The sequence below is a fragment of the Microbacterium sp. Ld4 genome (assembly GCF_045066555.1).
GTDB lineage: Bacteria > Actinomycetota > Actinomycetes > Actinomycetales > Microbacteriaceae > Microbacterium.
Map to the genome: position 1 here is coordinate 226,221 of NZ_JBISHE010000005.1, position 17,930 is coordinate 244,150.

Sequence of the window (17,930 nt, forward strand, 5' to 3'; positions counted from 1 at the left end):
GGGGGTTCACGGCAGCGGTCAGCGGCGCAGGAAGGCGCGCACGGCCGCGACGATCTCGGGGTGGTTCTGGAAGACGACACCTTGCCCCGCATCCGGGAGGACGGTGACGGATGCCGCCGGGAAGACGCGCAGGAGAGCCGACGCGTTCGACGCGGGAACCATGCGGTCACTGTCGCCGTGGAAGACGGTGACGTCTCCGGCGAAGGCGCTGACGGGAGCGGCATCCGCGAGACCCCAGCGGTGCACGGCGGCGAGCTGGGCGCGCAGGACGGTGAGCCCCACCGGCCCGTCCTTCTCCGCAGAACGCTCGCGCAAGCGCGCCCGGTAGGCGGCGGCGGCCCGCCGTCCGACGTCGGAGCGCGTGAAGAAGAGATCGGCCTTCGGGTCGCGTCGGGCCAGGATCGCGCGGGCCGTGCCACCCACCATCACCCGGGTCATACCGACGAGCCGGGGCCCACCCGCGGGCCCCGCGCTGACGAGCACGAGTCGCCGGACGAGGTGGGCGGACGTGCGGACGATCTCCTGCGCGACCATGCCCCCCATCGAGAGGCCGAACAGGTCGACTGTCGCAAGGCCGAGCGCTCGCACGGCGGCGACGGCGTCGTCCGCCATCTCGCGGATCGTCGAGCGCACGCGCCCGGTCGAACGGCCGACTCCCCGATACCCGAGGAGGATGACCCGGCGGCCGGCGGCCAGACCGTCGGCGACACGAGGGTCCCAATCGTCGAGGTTCGCGCCGAGATGGGTGAGGGCGACGAGCGGGATGCCGCTGCCCCGGCCCAGCTCGCGATAGGCGATCCGGGCGCCGTCGACCTCGATGAACCGCGTGGGAGTCTCGGCGAAGGGTGCGCCGGTCGCGTGAGCCATGAGTCTTCTCTCCGGCCCGTTTTCCGAGCCGACTCAATTATGAGCGTGCTCAATAACATTGTCAAGGCGTCCGATATACCCTTGACGCCCAGCCCGGAAACGCCGAAAACCCCTGCATCAGCAGGGGTTTTCATGGCGGTGACGGTGGGATTTGAACCCACGGTAGGGGGTTACCCTACACAACTTTTCGAGAGTTGCACCTTCGGCCGCTCGGACACGTCACCAGCGATCAGTTTACGACACGAGAGCGGATGCCGCGAACCAGGCCGCTCCGGCTCAGGCGCCGGGCTCCCCGTAGAGGTCTCCGAAGACCCGCGAAGGAGCGCCACCCTCGTACGTTCCGTGCTGCGGCCACCCCTCCGGGGAGTCCTCCCACTCCTCCTGCCGCCCTCGAGGGAGCACATCCACGAGGCCGTGGATGTACCCGAGCTGCTCGGTGCCACGGCCGTCCGTGTGCCAGGTCCGGAAGACCGTGTCACCGTCTCGCAAGAAGACGTTCACCGCGAACCCTGCCCCTGCCGGAGCGCCCATGTCGGCGCCGAACGGGCTGTGAGCGGTGGAGTACCACTCCATCCGGTTGCCCACGCGCCGCTTGTAAGCGAGCGCCTCGGCGATCTCGCCCTGGGTCACGACGACGAACCGGGCGTCGTACTGGTCGAGGAACTCCAACCGTGTGAACTGGGCCGTCCAGCTCGTGCAGCCCGGGCACTGCCACGTCTGGCCCGGATGCCACATGTGGCTGTAAACGATGAGCTGCGACCGTTCACCGAACAGGTCCACGAGGCGAACCGGTCCGTCCACGCCCTCCAGCACGTACTCGGGAAGCTCGACCATCGGGAGTCGCCGGCGCTGAGCCGCGACGGCATCCAAGTGCCGGGTGGCCGCCTTCTCCTCCACGCGCAGCGCGTCGAGTTCTCGTTGCCAGGTGGCGGCGTCGACCACAGGAGGAAGGGCGGTGGACATGGCGGCTCCTTCGTTGCATCCGATGAGAGCAGGGTACGCCGCGAGCGGAGATCGAGGGAGGGCCGGGTTCCCCGCGGCGGGCGTACGGTGAGCAGGTGAGCGCACCTCCTCGAGCAGCGCAGCACGGACTCATCGTCGCGATCGCTGCCCTCGCCTCCGCTGTCGCCTTCCTCGACGGGACGGTCGTCAACGTCGCCCTGCCCGCGATCAGCGAGGAGCTCGGCGGCGGCCTGGCCACTCAGCAGTGGACGGTCGACGCCTATCTGCTGACCCTGAGCTCGCTCATCCTCTTCGCCGGGTCGGTCAGCGACGCGTACGGCCGCGTCTTCGTGCTCCGCATCGGGCTCATCGGCTTCGCGATCGCCTCGATCGGCGTGGGCCTGGCCCCCGACCCCGTCATCCTGATCGTCGCCCGCGCACTGCAGGGCGCGGCGGGCGCCTTCCTGGTGCCGAGCTCGCTCGCTCTCATCACCTCGCTGATGAGCGGTCCCGAGCAGTCCCGGGCCATCGGCCAGTGGACCGCGTGGACCACCGGCGCGACCCTCCTCGGCCCGCTCATGGGCGGGGTCTTCGTCGACACGCTGTCGTGGCGTTATGCCTTCCTGGTCAACATCGTCCCGATCGCGGTGACGTTCTTCCTCCTGCGGCGCCTCGAGGGCGCCGATCGCCGACGCGACGATGCGCACATCGACGTGCTCAGCGCGGTCCTGTGCACTCTCGGCCTCGGCGGCATCGTGTTCGCCCTCATCGAGCAGCCGAACCTCGGGTGGTCGCATCCGGCGATCTGGATGCCGCTCGTCGCCGGCATCGTGATGTTCACCGCCTTCCTCCTCCGGCAGCGCACGATCCCGTCGCCGATCCTGCCGCTCGAGATCTTCCGGGTGCGCAACTTCTGGACCGGCAACGTCTCGACGTTCTTCGTCTACGCGGCGCTGTCGCTCAACGGCTTCGTCGTGGGCGTGTACCTGCAGCAGGGAGCGGGCCTGTCCGCGACCCTCGCCGGCCTCGCCAGCCTGCCGATGACGGTCCTGCTCATCCTCCTCAGCTCGCGGGTCGGCACCCTCGTGGCCCGCTGGGGACCGCGCCTGTTCATGACCGTCGGTCCTCTCCTCATGGCCGGAGGCAGCCTGCTGCTGCTCACCGTGACAGCGGAGTTCGACTACCTGACGCAGGTCCTGCCCGCGCTCCTGCTCGTGGGGCTCGGGCTCGCGATGACCGTCTCGCCCCTCACCTCGACGATCCTCGGTGCGATCGGCGGCGAGCGCTCGGGCATCGCCTCGGCGACGAACAACGCGGTCTCGCGCATCGCCGGCCTGATCGTGATCGCCGTGCTCGCGGCGATCGTGGGCGGCTCGCTCGACCTCGACGGCTTCCACCGCGCAGCGATCGTCACCGCCGCGATGCTCGTCGTCGGCGCCGTCGTCGCCTTCCTCGGCATCCGCAATCCCGCCGCCGCAGCCGCGGAATGATATCCACGGCCCGCTGCCTGGCAGGGATCGGATTCGCCTGACACACTGACGGCATGAGCCTCATCGAGAACTCGAAACTCACCGTCGTCGGCGCGGGCGCTGTCGGATCCAGCGTCGCCTACGCCGCCCTCATCCGCGGATCGGCACGCCACGTGGCACTGTACGACATCGCCGCCGAGAAGGTCGAAGCCGAAGTGCTCGATCTCGCGCACGGCGCCCAGTTCACCGGCTCGAGCGACATCACGGGCGGGTCCGACATTTCGGTGGCGGCGGGCTCCCACGTCGTGGTCATCACCGCCGGCGCGAAGCAGAACCCCGGACAGACGCGCACCGAGCTCGCGGGTGTCAACGCCGGCATCCTGCGCCGCATGCTGCCCGAGCTCCTCGAGGTGGCCCCGAACGCCGTGTTCGTCATCGTGACGAACCCCTGCGACGTCCTCACCGTCATCGGCCAGGAGGTCACCGGGCTGCCCTCCGAGCGGATCTTCTCGTCGGGCACGGTGCTCGACACGTCGCGGCTGCGCTGGAAGCTCGCGCAGCGCGCCGGGGTGTCGACCTCGAGCGTCCACGCGTACATCGTGGGCGAGCACGGCGACACCGAGTTCCCGCTCTGGTCGCACGCCACCATCGGCACGGTCCCCATCCTGGACTGGCAGCCGCACGACGGGCAGCCGAAGTTCACGAAGGACGAGCTCGACCAGATCGCGATCGATGTGCGGGATGCCGCGTACACGGTCATCCGCGGCAAGGGTGCGACCAACTACGCGATCGGCCTTTCGAGCGCTCGCATCGTCGAGGCGATCCTCGGCGACCAGCACGCGGTCATGCCGGTCTCGACGGTGCTCTCCGACTTCCACGGACTCGACGGCGTGGCCCTCTCGGTGCCGTCGGTGCTGAGCAGCGCGGGAGCGCGCCCGATCCGGGAGACCGCGTTCGCCGACAACGAGCTCGAGCTCTTGCGCCGTTCGGGTGCGGCTCTTCGAGACGTCGCCGCGTCGCTCCGCTGAGTCGCTGAGGCCGTGTCGGCGGCCGCGGATACCCTGAGACCATGGCCACCCGACGAACCGCGACCACCGCGGCCTACCGCTGCACCGAATGCGGTTGGACGACTCCCAAATGGGTGGGTCGCTGCGGCGAGTGCCAGCAGTGGGGCACGGTGGTCGAGAGCACCACGCAGACCGGGATCACGGCCACCACCGCGGCGGTGGCCCCGTCGCGCAGCGCCCGGCCGATCACCGAGATCGACACCCGTGAGACGCCGCGACGCACCAGCGGCGTGGGCGAGTTCGACCGCGTCCTCGGCGGGGGGATCGTTCCCGGCGCCGCGATCCTGCTCTCCGGTGAGCCCGGGGTCGGAAAGTCGACGCTCCTGCTCGAGGTGGCGGCGCAGAGTGCCCGCGCTGGTCGGCGGGTGCTCTACGTCAGCGCCGAGGAGTCGCTCGGGCAGGTGAGGCTGCGCGCCGAGCGCACGGGTGCACTCCACGACGAGCTCTACCTCGCCGCTGAAACCGATCTGGCAACGACGCTCGGCCACATCGACGATGTCCGCCCCGACCTTCTGATCGTCGACTCGGTGCAGACCGTCTTCTCGTCGCTCATCGACGGCGCCGCCGGGCAGCCGGCTCAGGTGCGCGAAGTCGCCTCGACGCTCATCCGCACCGCGAAGGAGCGCGACCTCCCGGTGATCATCGTCGGGCACGTCACGAAAGACGGCCAGGTCGCCGGACCCCGCATCCTCGAGCACCTCGTCGATGTCGTCTGCCATTTCGAGGGCGACCGGCAGACCTCGCTGCGCTTCGTCCGGGCACTCAAGAACCGCTTCGGCGCCACCGACGAGGTCGGCTGCTTCGATATGAACGGCGACGGTATCGCCGAAGTGCCCGACCCGAGCTCGCTCTTCCTCAGCAACCGGCCGAGCGAACCGGGCACGTGCGTGACGATCGCCCTCGAGGGGCGTCGCGCGCTCCCCGTCGAGGTGCAGGCCCTCACCCTGCACACGACAGCGCCGAACCCGCGGCGCATCGTCAGCGGCGTCGACAGCGCCCGCGTCGCGATGGTGCTGGCCGTGCTCGAGAAGCGCGCCGGCATCCGACTCTCCGACCAGGACGTCTACGTCTCCACGGTCGGCGGCGTGCGCCTCACCGAACCCGCCGCAGACCTCGCCATCGCCCTCGCGATCGCGAGCGCGGCCACCGAGCGCCCCAATCCCGCCGGTATGGCGGCGATCGGAGAGCTCAGCCTGTCGGGCGAGATCCGGCGGGTCACCCAGCACGACCAGCGGCGAGCCGAAGCGGCACGCGTCGGCTATCGCGCCGTGATCGACGTGGCCGCAGGAACCCTCCGCGGCGCCCTCGCAGAGCGCACCCGGCACCACGCCCCCGACAGGGCCGACGTCCCCGACTTCTGAGTCAGGCTTCGAGCGCCGCCACGAGATCGGCGGGCGATGCCTGCATCGGGTGCGGACCGGCGATGTCGAAGAAGACTGTCGTGATCTGATCGCCGTGCGTGCCGAGGAACGCCCTCAACCAGCCCGGAGACTGCAGCCCGACCCCGGGCGGGAGCGTGGCCGGCTTGTTCACGGCATCGCTGAAGAGGAGGAGCGCCACATCGCCGGAGTTCGGGTCGCGGTACGTCCAGATCTCACCCGCATCGCGGGGGTCATCGCGCTTTCCGGGTCGGATCAGGGGCACCACCGTCGGCCCGTGCCGCAGGGCGAAAGCGAGAGCCGCCATGTCCTGCGTCTGCAACGCATCCGCCAGGGCGGTGTTGCGGAACTCGAGCGGCTTCTTGTCGCGCTTCTTGCCAGCCATACCGACAAGCCTAGGCTCGCGGCCCCCCGCCACCGGCTCCGGTCGCCACCCCAGAGCCCGAGAAAAAGTAGGGGGCCCTCTCGAACTCCCCATTGGGGACTGGGAAAGTCGAGAGGGCCCATCGCTCACCGGCACCGGATGCCGAACGTCTCATCTCTGGGGATTGACGAGACTCCGAAGCTGGGGACAACGGGGCACGGCGCCGGGAGCTGACCCCAGGCTACGCGTCCGCCGTGCGAAGTGAACCCCCCGCGGAGGCCCACAAGATGAGAATCCTCTCAGGAACGAGGGATGCCGCAACCCTCACCGAAGAGTGAACTGAGCGGGCTCGACCGACTCGATGCCGCCGACCGAGACGGTGAGGTTGTACCACCCGGGCAACGCGTTCTGCCGCTTGCCGTCGCAGGAGTCGGCCGACGAGCGGGTGCGGTCCCAGACGAGGGGTGTGGCGCTCGACACCTTCTGCCCCGCCTCGATCTTCACGACCTGATCGCTCGGCTCGGTCTGGCAGTCGGTCGAGCGCCACCAGGTGTCGCTGCCGCTGGTGATCTCGAACCGCTGCGAGGTGGTGCCCACGTTGATGAGGCAGGCCATGCCCGCATCGTTGGTGAGGGTGATCGAGAGCTTCGGGAGCTCCTTCGTTCCGTACGAGCTCTTGTCGACCGTCGCCGCGACCGTCACGTCGGCGGTCGTGCAGGGGAGGATCTCGGTGTCGTCGTCAGCGCTCGCCTCGTCGTCCGCGGGCGGCGTGGTCGCCGGTGCGCCCGGAGTGGCGGTGGGCGCCGGTGAGCCGGGAGCCGGGCTCGTCGGGATCGGCGTGCCCGCCGGTGCGGTGGACGCGGGCGCCGAGGTCGGCGCCGCCTGGGCGGGTGAGCCCTCGGCATCCGCCCACGCTCGCCAGGGCTGCCAGGCGACCACGGCCACGATGCCGGCGACGACGAGGATCGCGAGGAGCACGACGAACAGCCGCCGGCGGCGGTAGACGGCCGGCGTCGGCCGGCGGCGTGGAGTCGTGCTGCTCACCGCTCAAGGCTAAGCGGCGCCCCGCGCGCGGGCGGGTCGGCGCGCCTACAACTGCTTGAGCATGCGGGTGTTGCCCAGGGTATTGGGCTTCACATGGGCGAGGTCGAGGAACTCCGCGACGCCCTCGTCGGGGCTTCGGAGGAGCTGCGAGTAGACGTCGGGGTCGACGACCTGCTCGCCGATGGTCTCGAATCCGCGACGACGGAAGAACGACACCTCGAAGGTGAGGCAGAACAGGCGCGAGAGTCCGAGGACACGGGCATTGCGCTCGAGCAGGTCGACGACCGCGCCGCCGACGCCTCGGTGCAGCCAGTCGTCCGCGACGATCAGGGTGCGGATCTCACCGAGGTCCTCCCACATGACGTGGAGCGCACCGCATCCCACGAGCCGGTCGCCGGCGTCGGCCACGACGAACTCCTGCACCGTCTCGTACAGCGTCACGCGCTCCTTGCCGAGCAAGATGCGCTTGCGCACCCAGGGCTCGAGTAGCTCGAGGATGCCGGGGATGTCCGACGTGCGCGCCTGCCGCACCTCGAACGCGGTGTCGGAGACGGGTTCGGTCATCGCTCCACTGTATTGCCGCCGCGGCCGGGCGCGCCGCCGCGGAGCCCTACGCTGGACCCAGGGAGAGGACCCGCCCGTGAGTGTGCTCCGTGACTATGCCACGGCAGTGTCGCAGCCGACATTGCCGTTCGCGTCGACGGCGGTCGCCCGCTACGACGAGGTCGTCGACACCGACGGCTCGCTCCGGCCGGCGTGGCGGGCACTCGCCTCGTTCGCGCTCGGCCTCACCGGCGAAGAGCTCACCCGCGTGGGCGGCGAGATCTCCCGCTTCCTCGCCGACGACGGCGTCTCGTATGCGCGAGCCGGCGCCGACCTGCAGCCGTGGCAGCTCGATCCGATGCCCTTCGTCCTCGACGCGGCGAGTTGGAGCCACCTCGAGATCGGCCTCGCTCAGCGCGCCGAACTGCTCAACGCGCTGCTCGTCGACCTCTACGGCCCGCAGACCGTGCTGCGCGACGGCATCGTCCCCGCCGCCGCCGTCTACGCCCACTCCGGTTTCATCCGGTCGGTCGCCCGCCCCGGCGCAGCCGACGTCACCCCGCTCCTGCTCTCGGCGGCCGACCTCGGCCGCGACGCCGCCGGCGAGTGGCACGTGCTCTCCGACCGCGTGCAGGCGCCGTCGGGTCTCGGCTACGCCGCGCAGAACCGCCGCGTGATCTCGCAGGTGCTGCCCGACCTGCTCGACGAGGGCTCCCTCCACCGGATGGACCCGTACTTCGCCGCGCTCCGCGCCGCCCTCATCGCCTCCGCCCCCCACGAGAACCCGAATCCGCGCATCGTCGTGATGACGCCCGGGCCTCTCTCCGAGACCGCCTTCGACCAGGCCTTCCTCGCGAACGCGCTCGGGTTCCCGCTCGTCCAGGGCAGCGACCTCATCGTCCGCGGCGGCGACGTCTGGATGAAGCCCGCTCGGTGGCCCGCGAACGCCCCCACCGAGCGGGTCGACGTCATCCTGCGTCGCGTGGACGCCGAATGGTGCGACCCCCTCGAACTGCGCGCCGGCTCTCGTCTCGGCGTCGCCGGCCTCGCCGAAGCGGTGCGGCGCGGACGCGTGCGACTCGTGAACGGCCTGGGTGCCGGTGTGCTCGAGAACCCCGCGCTCCTGCCCTACCTGCCCGCCGTCTGCGAGCACCTCCTCGGCGAGCAGCTGCGCCTCCCGTCGGTGCCGACGCACTGGCTCGGTGATCCGGCCTCGCGGGATGCCGTGACGCCACGCCTGCTCGCCGGCGATCCGTCGCTCGAGCTCCGACTCATCGACGACCCGCGCCGCCGCCTCGCGCTCACGCCGAGCGAGATCGCGGAGCGTCTCCGCACCGAGCCCCACCGCTACGCCGCACAGGAGCAGCTCGCGCTGTCGCAGGCTCCGGTGTGGGACGGCGACGACACGGCATCCGCTCTTCCCGTCACCCTGCGCGGATTCGCGATCCGCTTCGGGGCGACGTACCGGCCGCTTGTCGGCGGCCTCGCGACCGTGCGCGAGAACCCCGACGCCCCGCCGCGCACGAAAGACGTCTGGGTGCTCAAAGCGCTCGAGACCGACCCCGACCAGGGCATCAGCGACATCGCGGCGCTCCCGACCACGCGGAGCGATCCGACCCTCGCCCCGCGCGCCCTCGCCGACATGTTCTGGACCGGGCGCTATGCGGAGCGGGCCGAAGACCTGCTGCGCCTCATCCTCGCGACCCAGACCGCGCTCGACCAGCCCGGTGCCCACACCGCGGCGAGGGCCGGCGAGAGCGTCGGCGTGCTGATGCGGACGCTCCACGCGCTGTCGGGGACGAGGTCGACCGACCACGAGGCGGAGTTCCGCTCGCTGCTGCTCGACGCGACCCGGACGGGGTCGGCAGCGCACTCCATCGCCCGCCTGCGCGATGCGATGGAGGGGGTCCGCGACCAGCTCTCGGGCGACACCTGGCGGGTGTTCGCCAACGTCGACCGCGCCGTCCGCGCGCTCCGCAGCGCTCCGCATCCGCACCGGAGCGCCGAATCGGCCGGCCGCATGCTCGCCGCCATGCTGTCGCTGTACGGCGTGACGGCGAACATGATCCGCGACCCCGGCTGGCACATGATGGAGGCCGGCCGCTACCTCGAGCGGGGGCTCCAGCTGACGACCGTGCTCTCGTCCGCGCTCGGCACGACCCGCACCCTCCGCACCGACCGCGAGGTGCTCGAATCGCTGCTGCTGTCGTCGGAGAGCGTCGTCACCTACCGCCGCCGGTACCGCGGCTCAGCGCGTGCGGCCGACGTCGTCGAACTGCTGCTCCTCGACGCGGGCAACCCCCGGTCGCTCGCTTTCTCGCTCGCGACGCTCCGTGAGCACCTCGCCGCGATGCCCGCCTCGACCGGATCGACCCGGGCCGAGCGCCTGCTCGACCACCTCGAGACCGAGCTCGGCGCAGTCGATCTCATCGAGCTGACGGCCGACATCGACGGGCGGCGACCTCGCCTCGTCGACGCGCTGGCCGACATCGCGATCCAGCTCGCACAGCTCTCGGATGCCATCGGCCACCTCCACTTCGAGGCCGGGCCGCCCGCGGTGTCGATGGCCGACCTGTCGCTCGTCGAGCTGATGGAGGCCCGCGGATGATGCGCTACCGGGTCTGGCACCGCACCGCCTACGCCTACAGCGAGGCCGTGCACGACAGCGTCGGGCAGTTCCACCTGATGCCCCGCGAGCTGCCGTGGCAGCGCGTCACCGCATCCGGTGTCACGGTCGACCCCGTTCCGGGCGACATCTCCCCCGCCGTCGACTACTTCGGCAACTCGTCGACCTACTTCCATGTCACCGACCCGCACGAGGCCCTGACGATCGAGTCGACGAGCGACGTCGAGGTCACCGAGCCCGAGTACGACGCCGCCGCGCTCGCACAGCCGTGGGAGCGCGCGCGCCCGCTCCACCACCCCGATCTGCCCGGGGCGTGGCAGGCCACCGAGTACGCGCTCGAATCCGACCGCGCGCGCCACGCCCCCGAGGCGACGGCCTACGGCGCGCAGTCCCTCACGCCCGGCCGTCCTCTCGGCGAGGCGGCGATCGACCTCATGCAGCGCATCTTCGCCGACTTCGACTACGACAAGACGGCGACCACTGTCACGAGCACCGTCTCCGATGCGATGGCTGCCCGCGCCGGCGTCTGCCAGGACTTCGCCCACGTCGCCCTGGCCTGCCTGCGGGGCAACGGCGTCGCAGCACGGTACGTGTCGGGGTATCTCGCGACCCAGCCGCCTCCCGGCAAGGAGCGGGTGTTCGGCGCCGACGCGTCGCACGCGTGGCTGGCGGTCTGGCTGCCGGGCACCGATCAGTGGCTCGCTATCGACCCGACGAACAACCAGCGGGCGAACGAGCGATACGTCACGGTCGCCTGGGGCAGGGACTACGGCGACGTGTCACCCGTGAAGGGCATCATCTTCACCGAGGCGAAGACGTCGACCCTGCGCGTCCAGGTCGACGTCGCCCCCGTCTGACGCCCCCCTCTCACCCGAGGAAGCCGCGCAGCAGCGCCTCCGACCCGGCGAGGTGCTCGAGCACGGCCGCCTCGGCGGCATCCGGTGCCCCGGCGAGGATCGCGCCGACGATGCGGTCGTGCTGCGCATCGGAGTGCTCGATGTTGCGGGGCAGCAGGGGAAAAGTGTCGAGCCAGACGTTCACCCGGGTGCGGTTCTCGACGACGAGGGGAAGCAGCGACGGGATGCCGCTCAGCTCGGCGATCGTCAGGTGCAGCAGCGAGTCGAGCCGGCGGTAGTCGGACTCCCCCGCTCCGCGGGTGGCGTGGTGGCGCTGCTCGAGGGTGCCGCGATCGGCATCCGTCAGAGTCCGTGAGGCGGCGGCCCGGGCGGCGCCCGCTTCGATCACCCGCCGAAGCCCGAGGACGTCCTCGAGTTCGACAGGATCGACCGGGCCCGGAGTCGCAGGGCGCGGGAGCGGGTCGGCGACGAAGGTGCCGCCGTACCTGCCGCGGCGTCGCGCGACGAATCCCGCTGCCGCCAGCTCGCCGATCGCCTGCCGCACGGTGTCGCGACTGACCGCGTAACGCTCGGCGAGGTCGCGCTCCGAGGGCAGCGACTCACCGGGCGCGACGACGCCCAGCCGCACGGTCTGCACCAGTCGCGCGACCGTGTCTTCGAGCGCATTGCCGCCGCGCACCGGGCGGTAGACGGCGCGTCCGAGGTCGTGCGGCGGGTGGGCGGGCATGCCGGTCAGAGCGGCGTCACGTAGGCGTTGGTGATGCCGCCGTCGACGACGAAGGCGTTCGCCGTCATGAACGAGGCGTCGTCGGATGCCAGGAACGCGACCGCCGCGGCGAGTTCTTCGGGCTCGGCGAAGCGCCCCATCGGCACGTGGATGAGGCGGCGCTGCGCACGCTCGGGGTCCTTCGCGAACAGGTCCTGCAGCAGCGGGGTGTTGACCGGACCCGGGCACAGCGCGTTGACCCGCACGCCCTGGCGCGCGAACTGCACGCCGAGCTCGCGCGTCATCGCGAGCACGCCGCCCTTCGACGCGGTGTACGAGATCTGCGAGGTCGCCGAGCCGAGCAGCGCGACGAACGACGCCGTGTTGATGATCGATCCGCGCCGCTGCGGCACCATGTGCCGGAGAGCGGCGCGCGAGCACAGGTAGACGCTCTTCAAGTTGACGTCCTGCACACGATCCCAGGCGGGCAGCTCGGTCGTCTCGATCGAGTCGTCGTCGGCGGGTGAGATCCCGGCGTTGTTGAAGGCGATGTCGACCGACCCGAGGTCGGCCGCCACCCCGTCGAACAGCGCGTCGACCGAGGTCTGGTCGGCGACGTTCACCTCGCGGAAGACGCCGCCCACCTCGGCGGCGGCGTGCTCGCCTGCCACCGGGTCGAGGTCGGCGATGACGACGCGGGCACCTTCGGCGGCGAAGCGGCGGGCGGTCGCGAGGCCGATGCCGCTCGCGCCGCCGGTGATGATGGCGACGCGGTCGCGAAGGCGCTGCGTGAGGTCGACGGTCATGGGGGTTCCTCCGGGTGGGGCTCGGGTGCAGAAACGGGGAAGGTCAGGACGTGGCGTAGAAGACGTTCTTGGTCTGGGTGAAGTGCTGCGCGGCATCCGGGCCGAGCTCGCGGCCGAGCCCCGACGCCTTCATGCCGCCGAAGGGCGTGGTGTACCGGACGGAGGAGTGTGAGTTGACCGACAGCACACCGCTTCTCACGCCTCGCGAGACCCGGATGCCGCGCCCCAGGTTCTCGGTCCAGATCGACCCGGCCAATCCGTAGACGGTGTCGTTGGCGAGGGCGATGGCGTCGGCCTCATCGTCGAAGGGCATGACCGCGACGACGGGCCCGAAGACCTCCTCGCGGGCGATGCGGTCGCCGCGCTCTGCGCGGACGACGGTGGGCGCGAACCAGAAGCCGTCTCCCGTCGGCGCCGAGCCGCGCAGCATGACGTCGGCCTCGTCGACGTACGACGCCACCCGATCGCGCTGCGCGGCGGAGATGAGCGGCCCCATGTCGACGCCCTCGTCGTTCGGGTCGCCGACGCGCCAGGCGGCGACGGCGGGCTCGAGGAGCTCGACGAAGCGGTCGTAGACCGAGCGCTGCACGAGGAGCCGGCTGCGGGCGCAGCAGTCCTGTCCGGCGTTGTCGAACACCGAACCGGGCACGGCTGCCGCGGCCTTCTCGAGGTCGGCGTCGTCGAACACGATGTTGGCGCTCTTGCCGCCGAGCTCGAGCGTGACGGGTTTCAGTTCACGGGCGCACCCGGCCGCGACCTCGGTGCCGACGCGCGTCGACCCGGTGAAGACGACCTTGGCGACGTCGGGACTCGTCACGAAGCGCTGCCCGACGACCGGACCGGCGCCGGTCACGACCTCGAAGACGCCCTCCGGGAGACCGGCCTCGAGCGCCAGGTCGCCGAGGCGCATCGCGGTGAGCGGGGTCAACTCCGCGGGCTTCAGGACCACGGCGTTGCCCGCGGCGAGCGCAGGCGCGAACCCCCATGCGGCGATCGTCATCGGGAAGTTCCAGGGCACGATGATGCCGACGACGCCGTAGGGCTCGTGGTAGGTCACGTCGAGGCCGCCGGCGACCGGGATCTGCTGGCCGATCAATCGTTCGGGGGCGCCGGAGTAGTACGCGAGCACCTGCGCGACATGAGACGCCTCCCACCGGGCCGACCCGATCGGGTGACCGGCCTCGAGCACCTCGAGGCCAGCGAGCTCCTCGACGTGCTCCTCGACCACGCGGGCGAACCGGCGCAGGGCGTCGGCGCGCTCGAGCGGGGCGAGCGCTGCCCAGCCCCGCTGCGCGTGAACTGCGCGTGCGATCGCGGCGTCGGTCTCGCTCACCGAGGCGGCGGGCACGGCTCGGATCGCGGCGCCGGTCGCGGGGTTCAGGACGGTGTGCATGCTCATGCCGTTACTCTCCGGTGTGCGTGGGCGTAGGCGTCTGCCGCGGCGACGAGCCCGAGGAAGAGTCGCCGATCGGCGGAGTTCTCCTCGGGATGCCACTGCACGGCGACGAGGTAGTCGTCTCCCGGCGACTCGACCGCCTGGACGAGTCCGTCGTCGGTCCGCGCGGTGACGACGAGGCCGTCGCCGAGCCGGTCGATTCCCTGGTGGTGGTAGCTGTGGACGCCGTAGTCCCCGGCGCCGATCAGGCCCGACAGGGTCGTACCGGCATCCACCGTCACCGTGTTCTCCGCGAACACCCCGCCGCCGATCTTGTACCGCTCGGTGCCGAGCGCCTCAGGCAGATGCTGGTGCAGCGTGCCGCCGGAGGCGACGTTGATGAGCTGCAGGCCGCGACAGATCCCGAACACGGGGATGCCGCGATCGCGCGCGCCCGCAAGCAGGGCGATCTCCCACGCGTCGCGGTCGGCGCGGGCCGGATCGGTGAGCGGATGCCGCGGGGCGCCGTACAGCTCGGGTTGCACGTCGAGTCCGCCGGTGAGGATCAGCCCGTCGAGCCCGTCGAGAACGGCAGCAGCCGCCGGCCCGGGCGACGGCTGGGGCGGCAGCAGCACGGCGACGCCTCCCGAGGCGGTGACGGCGTCGAAGTACTGCTGCGGCAGAAAGCTGGCGCGGACGTCCCAGACGCCCTGCGTCGCCTGCTCGAGGTACGTCGTCAGACCGATGACGGGGCGAGGCGTGCTGCCGGCGCCGAGCACGGAGCCGACGTCAGAGCCGTTCGAAGCCACGGATGCGCTCCCAGTCGGTGACGGCGGCGTCGTAGGCCAGGACCTCGACGCGCGCCTGGTGCAGGTAGTGGGCGACGACCTCTTCGCCGAACGCCGCACGGGCGATCTCCGACCGCTCGAACAGGTCGGCGGCCTCGCGGAGGGTGGTCGGCAGGTGATCGACGTCGGAGTCGTAGGCGTTGCCGGTGAGGGGCGCAGGGAGCTCGAGCTCGTTCTCGATGCCGTGGAGGCCGCCGGCGATGATCGCCGAGATCGCCAGGTAGGGGTTCACGTCTCCGCCGGGCACCCGGTTCTCGACGCGGAGCGACGGGCCGTGGCCGACGACGCGGAGCGCGCACGTGCGGTTGTCGACGCCCCAGGCGACGCCGGTCGGCGCGAACGTGCCCTTCGCGTAGCGCTTGTACGAGTTGATCGTCGGTGCGTACAGCAGCGTGAACTCCCGGAGCGTCGCGAGGATGCCGGCGATCCAGTGCCCCATGAGCGGGCTGAAGCCGTACTCGCCGTCTCCCGACATGACCGCGTCGCCGTCGTCGGCGCGCACGGAGAGGTGGATGTGGCAGCTGTTGCCCTCGCGCTGGTCGAACTTCGCCATGAACGTGAGCGACTTGCCGTGCGCGTCGGCGATCTCCTTCGCACCGTTCTTGTAGATCGTGTGCTGGTCGGCGGTCTCGAGCACCTCGGCGAAGCGGAAGGAGATCTCCTGCTGACCGTCGTTGCACTCGCCCTTGACGCCCTCGCAGTACAGGCCGGCGCCGTCCATCCCGCGCCGGATGTCGCGCAGCAGCGGCTCGAGCCGTGTCGTCGCGAGGAGGTTGTAGTCGACGTTGTAGTCCGTCGACGCCCGCAGCCCGTCGTAGCGCTTCGCCCAGGCATCCCGGAACGAGTCGTCGAAGACGATGAACTCGAGTTCCGTGCCCGAGAAGGCGACGAGACCCCGGTCGGCGAGGCGGTCGCGCTGCGCGTTCAGGATGCCGCGTGGCGACTGCGGCACGGCCCCACCGGTCGTGACCTCGAGGTCGGCCATGACCAGCGCCGTGGCCGGCTGCCACGGGATGCGCCGGAGGGTGTCGAGGTCGGGGCGCAGCACGAGGTCGCCGTAGCCCTTGTCCCAGCTCGACATCGCGTAGCCGTCGATCGTGTTGAGGTCGACGTCGACCGAGAGCAGGTAGTCGCACACCTCGGCGCCGTGACCGGCCACCTCGTCGAGCCAGAACCGGCCCGAGATGCGCTTTCCGACGAGGCGCCCCTGCGCATCGGGGAAGGCGACGATGACCGTGTCGATCTCATCGGCGGCGATCGCGGCCTCGAGTGCGGCGGGTGTCAGATTGCCCGGCATGGGTTCCTCCTCGCTGCGACGCGGCGTCGCATCCGGATCATGTAACAAGGAACTTACATGCCAAAGGTAGACACGGCGTACCAATAACCTCCACACTCATTCGCAAGGTGCAAGCCCTGCACGCCACCCGACGGCGCGCCGGCCGCCGACTGCAGCCAGGAGGTCTCATGTCAGATCCCAACGTCGCCCCGAAGCGGGTCGCCGGCGTCAGCTACGCCCGAGCCGAGGACGGATACTTCGAGAAGCGCACCCTGAAGAGATCGGCCGGGGTGTGGGGCCTGTGGGGCCTCGCCGTGGCCGCCGTCATCTCGGGCGACTTCTCGGGCTGGAACTTCGGCATCGACTTCGCCGGGTTCGGCGGCATGCTGATCGCCTTCGCGATCCTCGTGCTGATGTACTACGGCCTCACCTTCTCGATCGGCGAAATGGCCGCCGCGATGCCGCACACCGGCGGCGCCTACTCGTTCTCCCGCTCCGCCATGGGGCCGTGGGGAGGGCTTGCGACCGGTCTCGCCGAGACGATCGAGTACGTCGCGACCACCGCGGTGGTCGTCTACTTCTCGGGCTCGTACGCCGACAAGGCGCTGAACCTCCTGACCGGAGTGAGCCTGCCGCCCTGGCTGTGGTGGGTCATCCTCTATGCGCTGTTCATCGGCCTCAACGCCGCCGGCGCCGCGGTGTCCTTCGGCTTCGCGATCGTCGTCTCGATCATCTCGATCGGCATCATCGTCGTCTTCGGCGTCATGGCGCTGGCCTCCGGCGCCTTCAGCTGGGACGCCCTGTGGGATATCGCCCCCGACCCCGAAGCGCTCGGCTCGTCGGTCTTCCTGCCGCACGGGATCGGCGCCGTCCTCCTCGCACTGCCCTTCGCGATGTGGTTCTTCCTCGGCATCGAGGAGCTCCCGCTCGCCGCCGAGGAATCGCACGACCCGGCGCGCGACATCCCTCGCGCCGGACTCTGGGCTCGCGGCACCCTCATCGTGACGGGCCTGATCGTGCTGTTCCTCAACACCGGCGTCCTGGGCGCTGAGGCGACCGGCCCATCGACCGAGCCGCTGCTCGAGGGCTTCCAGACGTTCCTGCCCGACCAGGCCGCCGCGATCCTGTCGCTGCTCGCCCTCATCGGACTGTTCGCCTCGCTGATGGGCATCATGTTCGCTTACGGGCGCAACATGTACTCGCTGTCGCGCGCGGGGTACTACCCGCGCTGGCTGTCGCTGACCGGCAAGGCGCAGACCCCCTGGGTCGCCCTCGTGTTCGGCGCGATCCTCGGCTTCATCGCGCTCGTCATCTTGCAGGCCGCGGGCGGCGACACCAGCCCCGCTGGTGCGATCGTCCTCAACATCGCGGTGTGGGGCGCCGTCGTGGCCTACTTCCTGCAGATGGTGTCGTTCATCATCCTGCGGAAGAAGTTCCCGAACGCGAACCGCCCCTACAAGAGCCCGTGGGGCCTGTTCGGGGCGTACTCCGCCGGGATCATCGCCGCGATCGTCTTCGTCGGCCTGCTCTTCAACCCGGCGTTCCTGCTCGCGATCATCGCCATCATCATCGTCTACGTCGTGATCTTCATCGGCTTCGCCGTCTACGGCCGCAACCGCCTCATCCTCTCGCCCGAGGAGGAGTACGCACTCTCGGGCGGCATGCACGGCGACCCGCAGGCCGAGGGCTACGACACGATGGAGAAGCAGGTCTTCGGCGACCCGCGCCCCTGAAATCCCGAACGGGCCGGGTGCTGCTGAG

16 protein-coding genes and 1 tRNA gene are annotated in these 17,930 nt (G+C 70.6%); 6 read left to right on the forward strand and 11 right to left on the reverse strand.

Annotated elements, in window-relative coordinates:
* Positions 1-18 precede the first annotated feature (18 nt).
* The 3 genes from ACJJV7_RS02605 to ACJJV7_RS02615 form a co-directional block, all read right to left on the reverse strand.
* Positions 19-867, reverse strand: coding sequence for an alpha/beta fold hydrolase (locus tag ACJJV7_RS02605; protein ID WP_405372132.1), 849 nt, complete (start codon positions 865-867; stop codon positions 19-21).
* Between the two features lie 133 nt (positions 868-1,000).
* Positions 1,001-1,091, reverse strand: a tRNA-Ser gene (locus ACJJV7_RS02610).
* A gap of 52 nt (positions 1,092-1,143) precedes the next feature.
* Positions 1,144-1,830, reverse strand: coding sequence for a DUF899 domain-containing protein (locus tag ACJJV7_RS02615; RefSeq protein ID WP_405372133.1), 687 nt, complete (start codon positions 1,828-1,830; stop codon positions 1,144-1,146).
* Between the two features lie 95 nt (positions 1,831-1,925).
* Here ACJJV7_RS02615 and ACJJV7_RS02620 point away from each other — a divergent pair, with 95 nt between their 5' ends.
* Genes ACJJV7_RS02620 through radA form a run of 3 tightly spaced genes read left to right on the forward strand, consistent with a single transcriptional unit; the run spans position 1,926 to position 5,706 of the window.
* Positions 1,926-3,299 (forward strand): MFS transporter, encoded by a 1,374-nt coding sequence (locus ACJJV7_RS02620; RefSeq protein WP_405372135.1) that lies wholly within the window; start codon positions 1,926-1,928, stop codon positions 3,297-3,299.
* A 53-nt stretch (positions 3,300-3,352) separates the two neighbouring features.
* A complete protein-coding gene (locus ACJJV7_RS02625) occupies positions 3,353-4,306 on the forward strand; it encodes an L-lactate dehydrogenase (RefSeq protein WP_405372137.1) in 954 nt (317 codons plus the stop codon).
* A gap of 41 nt (positions 4,307-4,347) precedes the next feature.
* Positions 4,348-5,706 carry a DNA repair protein RadA gene (gene radA, locus ACJJV7_RS02630; RefSeq protein WP_405372139.1) on the forward strand — a complete coding sequence of 453 codons (1,359 nt, stop codon included), beginning with the start codon at positions 4,348-4,350 and terminating at the stop codon, positions 5,704-5,706.
* Position 5,707: 1 nt separating this feature from the next.
* On the opposite strand, the gene ACJJV7_RS02635 is transcribed toward radA, so the two are convergent.
* The 3 genes from ACJJV7_RS02635 to ACJJV7_RS02645 form a co-directional block, all read right to left on the reverse strand.
* Positions 5,708-6,109, reverse strand: coding sequence for a dehydrogenase (locus ACJJV7_RS02635; RefSeq protein WP_405372141.1), 402 nt, complete (start codon positions 6,107-6,109; stop codon positions 5,708-5,710).
* Between the two features lie 303 nt (positions 6,110-6,412).
* The gene (locus ACJJV7_RS02640; RefSeq protein ID WP_405372143.1) at positions 6,413-7,132 is read right to left on the reverse strand and encodes a hypothetical protein; all 720 of its coding nucleotides are present in this window, start codon (positions 7,130-7,132) and stop codon (positions 6,413-6,415) included.
* A 45-nt stretch (positions 7,133-7,177) separates the two neighbouring features.
* Positions 7,178-7,696 (reverse strand): amino-acid N-acetyltransferase, encoded by a 519-nt coding sequence (locus ACJJV7_RS02645; protein ID WP_405372145.1) that lies wholly within the window; start codon positions 7,694-7,696, stop codon positions 7,178-7,180.
* Between the two features lie 76 nt (positions 7,697-7,772).
* Between ACJJV7_RS02645 and ACJJV7_RS02650 the strand changes: the two genes are divergently transcribed.
* Complete coding sequence (locus ACJJV7_RS02650) at positions 7,773-10,283, forward strand: circularly permuted type 2 ATP-grasp protein (RefSeq protein ID WP_405372147.1); 2,511 nt, start codon at positions 7,773-7,775, stop codon at positions 10,281-10,283.
* Positions 10,280-11,158 carry a transglutaminase N-terminal domain-containing protein gene (locus ACJJV7_RS02655; RefSeq protein WP_405372148.1) on the forward strand — a complete coding sequence of 293 codons (879 nt, stop codon included), beginning with the start codon at positions 10,280-10,282 and terminating at the stop codon, positions 11,156-11,158. Before ACJJV7_RS02650 ends, ACJJV7_RS02655 begins: the two co-directional genes overlap by 4 nt.
* Positions 11,159-11,168: 10 nt before the next feature.
* On the opposite strand, the gene ACJJV7_RS02660 is transcribed toward ACJJV7_RS02655, so the two are convergent.
* Genes ACJJV7_RS02660 through ACJJV7_RS02680 form a run of 5 tightly spaced genes read right to left on the reverse strand, consistent with a single transcriptional unit; the run spans position 11,169 to position 16,190 of the window.
* Positions 11,169-11,885 carry a FadR/GntR family transcriptional regulator gene (locus ACJJV7_RS02660; RefSeq protein WP_405372150.1) on the reverse strand — a complete coding sequence of 239 codons (717 nt, stop codon included), beginning with the start codon at positions 11,883-11,885 and terminating at the stop codon, positions 11,169-11,171.
* A 5-nt stretch (positions 11,886-11,890) separates the two neighbouring features.
* Positions 11,891-12,670, reverse strand: coding sequence for a 3-oxoacyl-ACP reductase (locus tag ACJJV7_RS02665; protein ID WP_405372151.1), 780 nt, complete (start codon positions 12,668-12,670; stop codon positions 11,891-11,893).
* A 43-nt stretch (positions 12,671-12,713) separates the two neighbouring features.
* Positions 12,714-14,069 carry an aldehyde dehydrogenase family protein gene (locus tag ACJJV7_RS02670; RefSeq protein ID WP_405372153.1) on the reverse strand — a complete coding sequence of 452 codons (1,356 nt, stop codon included), beginning with the start codon at positions 14,067-14,069 and terminating at the stop codon, positions 12,714-12,716.
* The gene (locus ACJJV7_RS02675; RefSeq protein WP_405372155.1) at positions 14,066-14,854 is read right to left on the reverse strand and encodes a gamma-glutamyl-gamma-aminobutyrate hydrolase family protein; all 789 of its coding nucleotides are present in this window, start codon (positions 14,852-14,854) and stop codon (positions 14,066-14,068) included. The genes ACJJV7_RS02670 and ACJJV7_RS02675 overlap by 4 nt, the downstream gene beginning before the upstream one ends.
* A complete protein-coding gene (locus tag ACJJV7_RS02680) occupies positions 14,835-16,190 on the reverse strand; it encodes a glutamine synthetase family protein (RefSeq protein WP_405372157.1) in 1,356 nt (451 codons plus the stop codon). The genes ACJJV7_RS02675 and ACJJV7_RS02680 overlap by 20 nt, the downstream gene beginning before the upstream one ends.
* A gap of 167 nt (positions 16,191-16,357) precedes the next feature.
* On the opposite strand from ACJJV7_RS02680, the gene ACJJV7_RS02685 reads away from it, so the two are divergent.
* Positions 16,358-17,902, forward strand: a complete 1,545-nt coding sequence (locus ACJJV7_RS02685; protein WP_405372159.1) for an amino acid permease — start codon at positions 16,358-16,360, stop codon at positions 17,900-17,902.
* Positions 17,903-17,930: the final 28 nt, after the last annotated feature.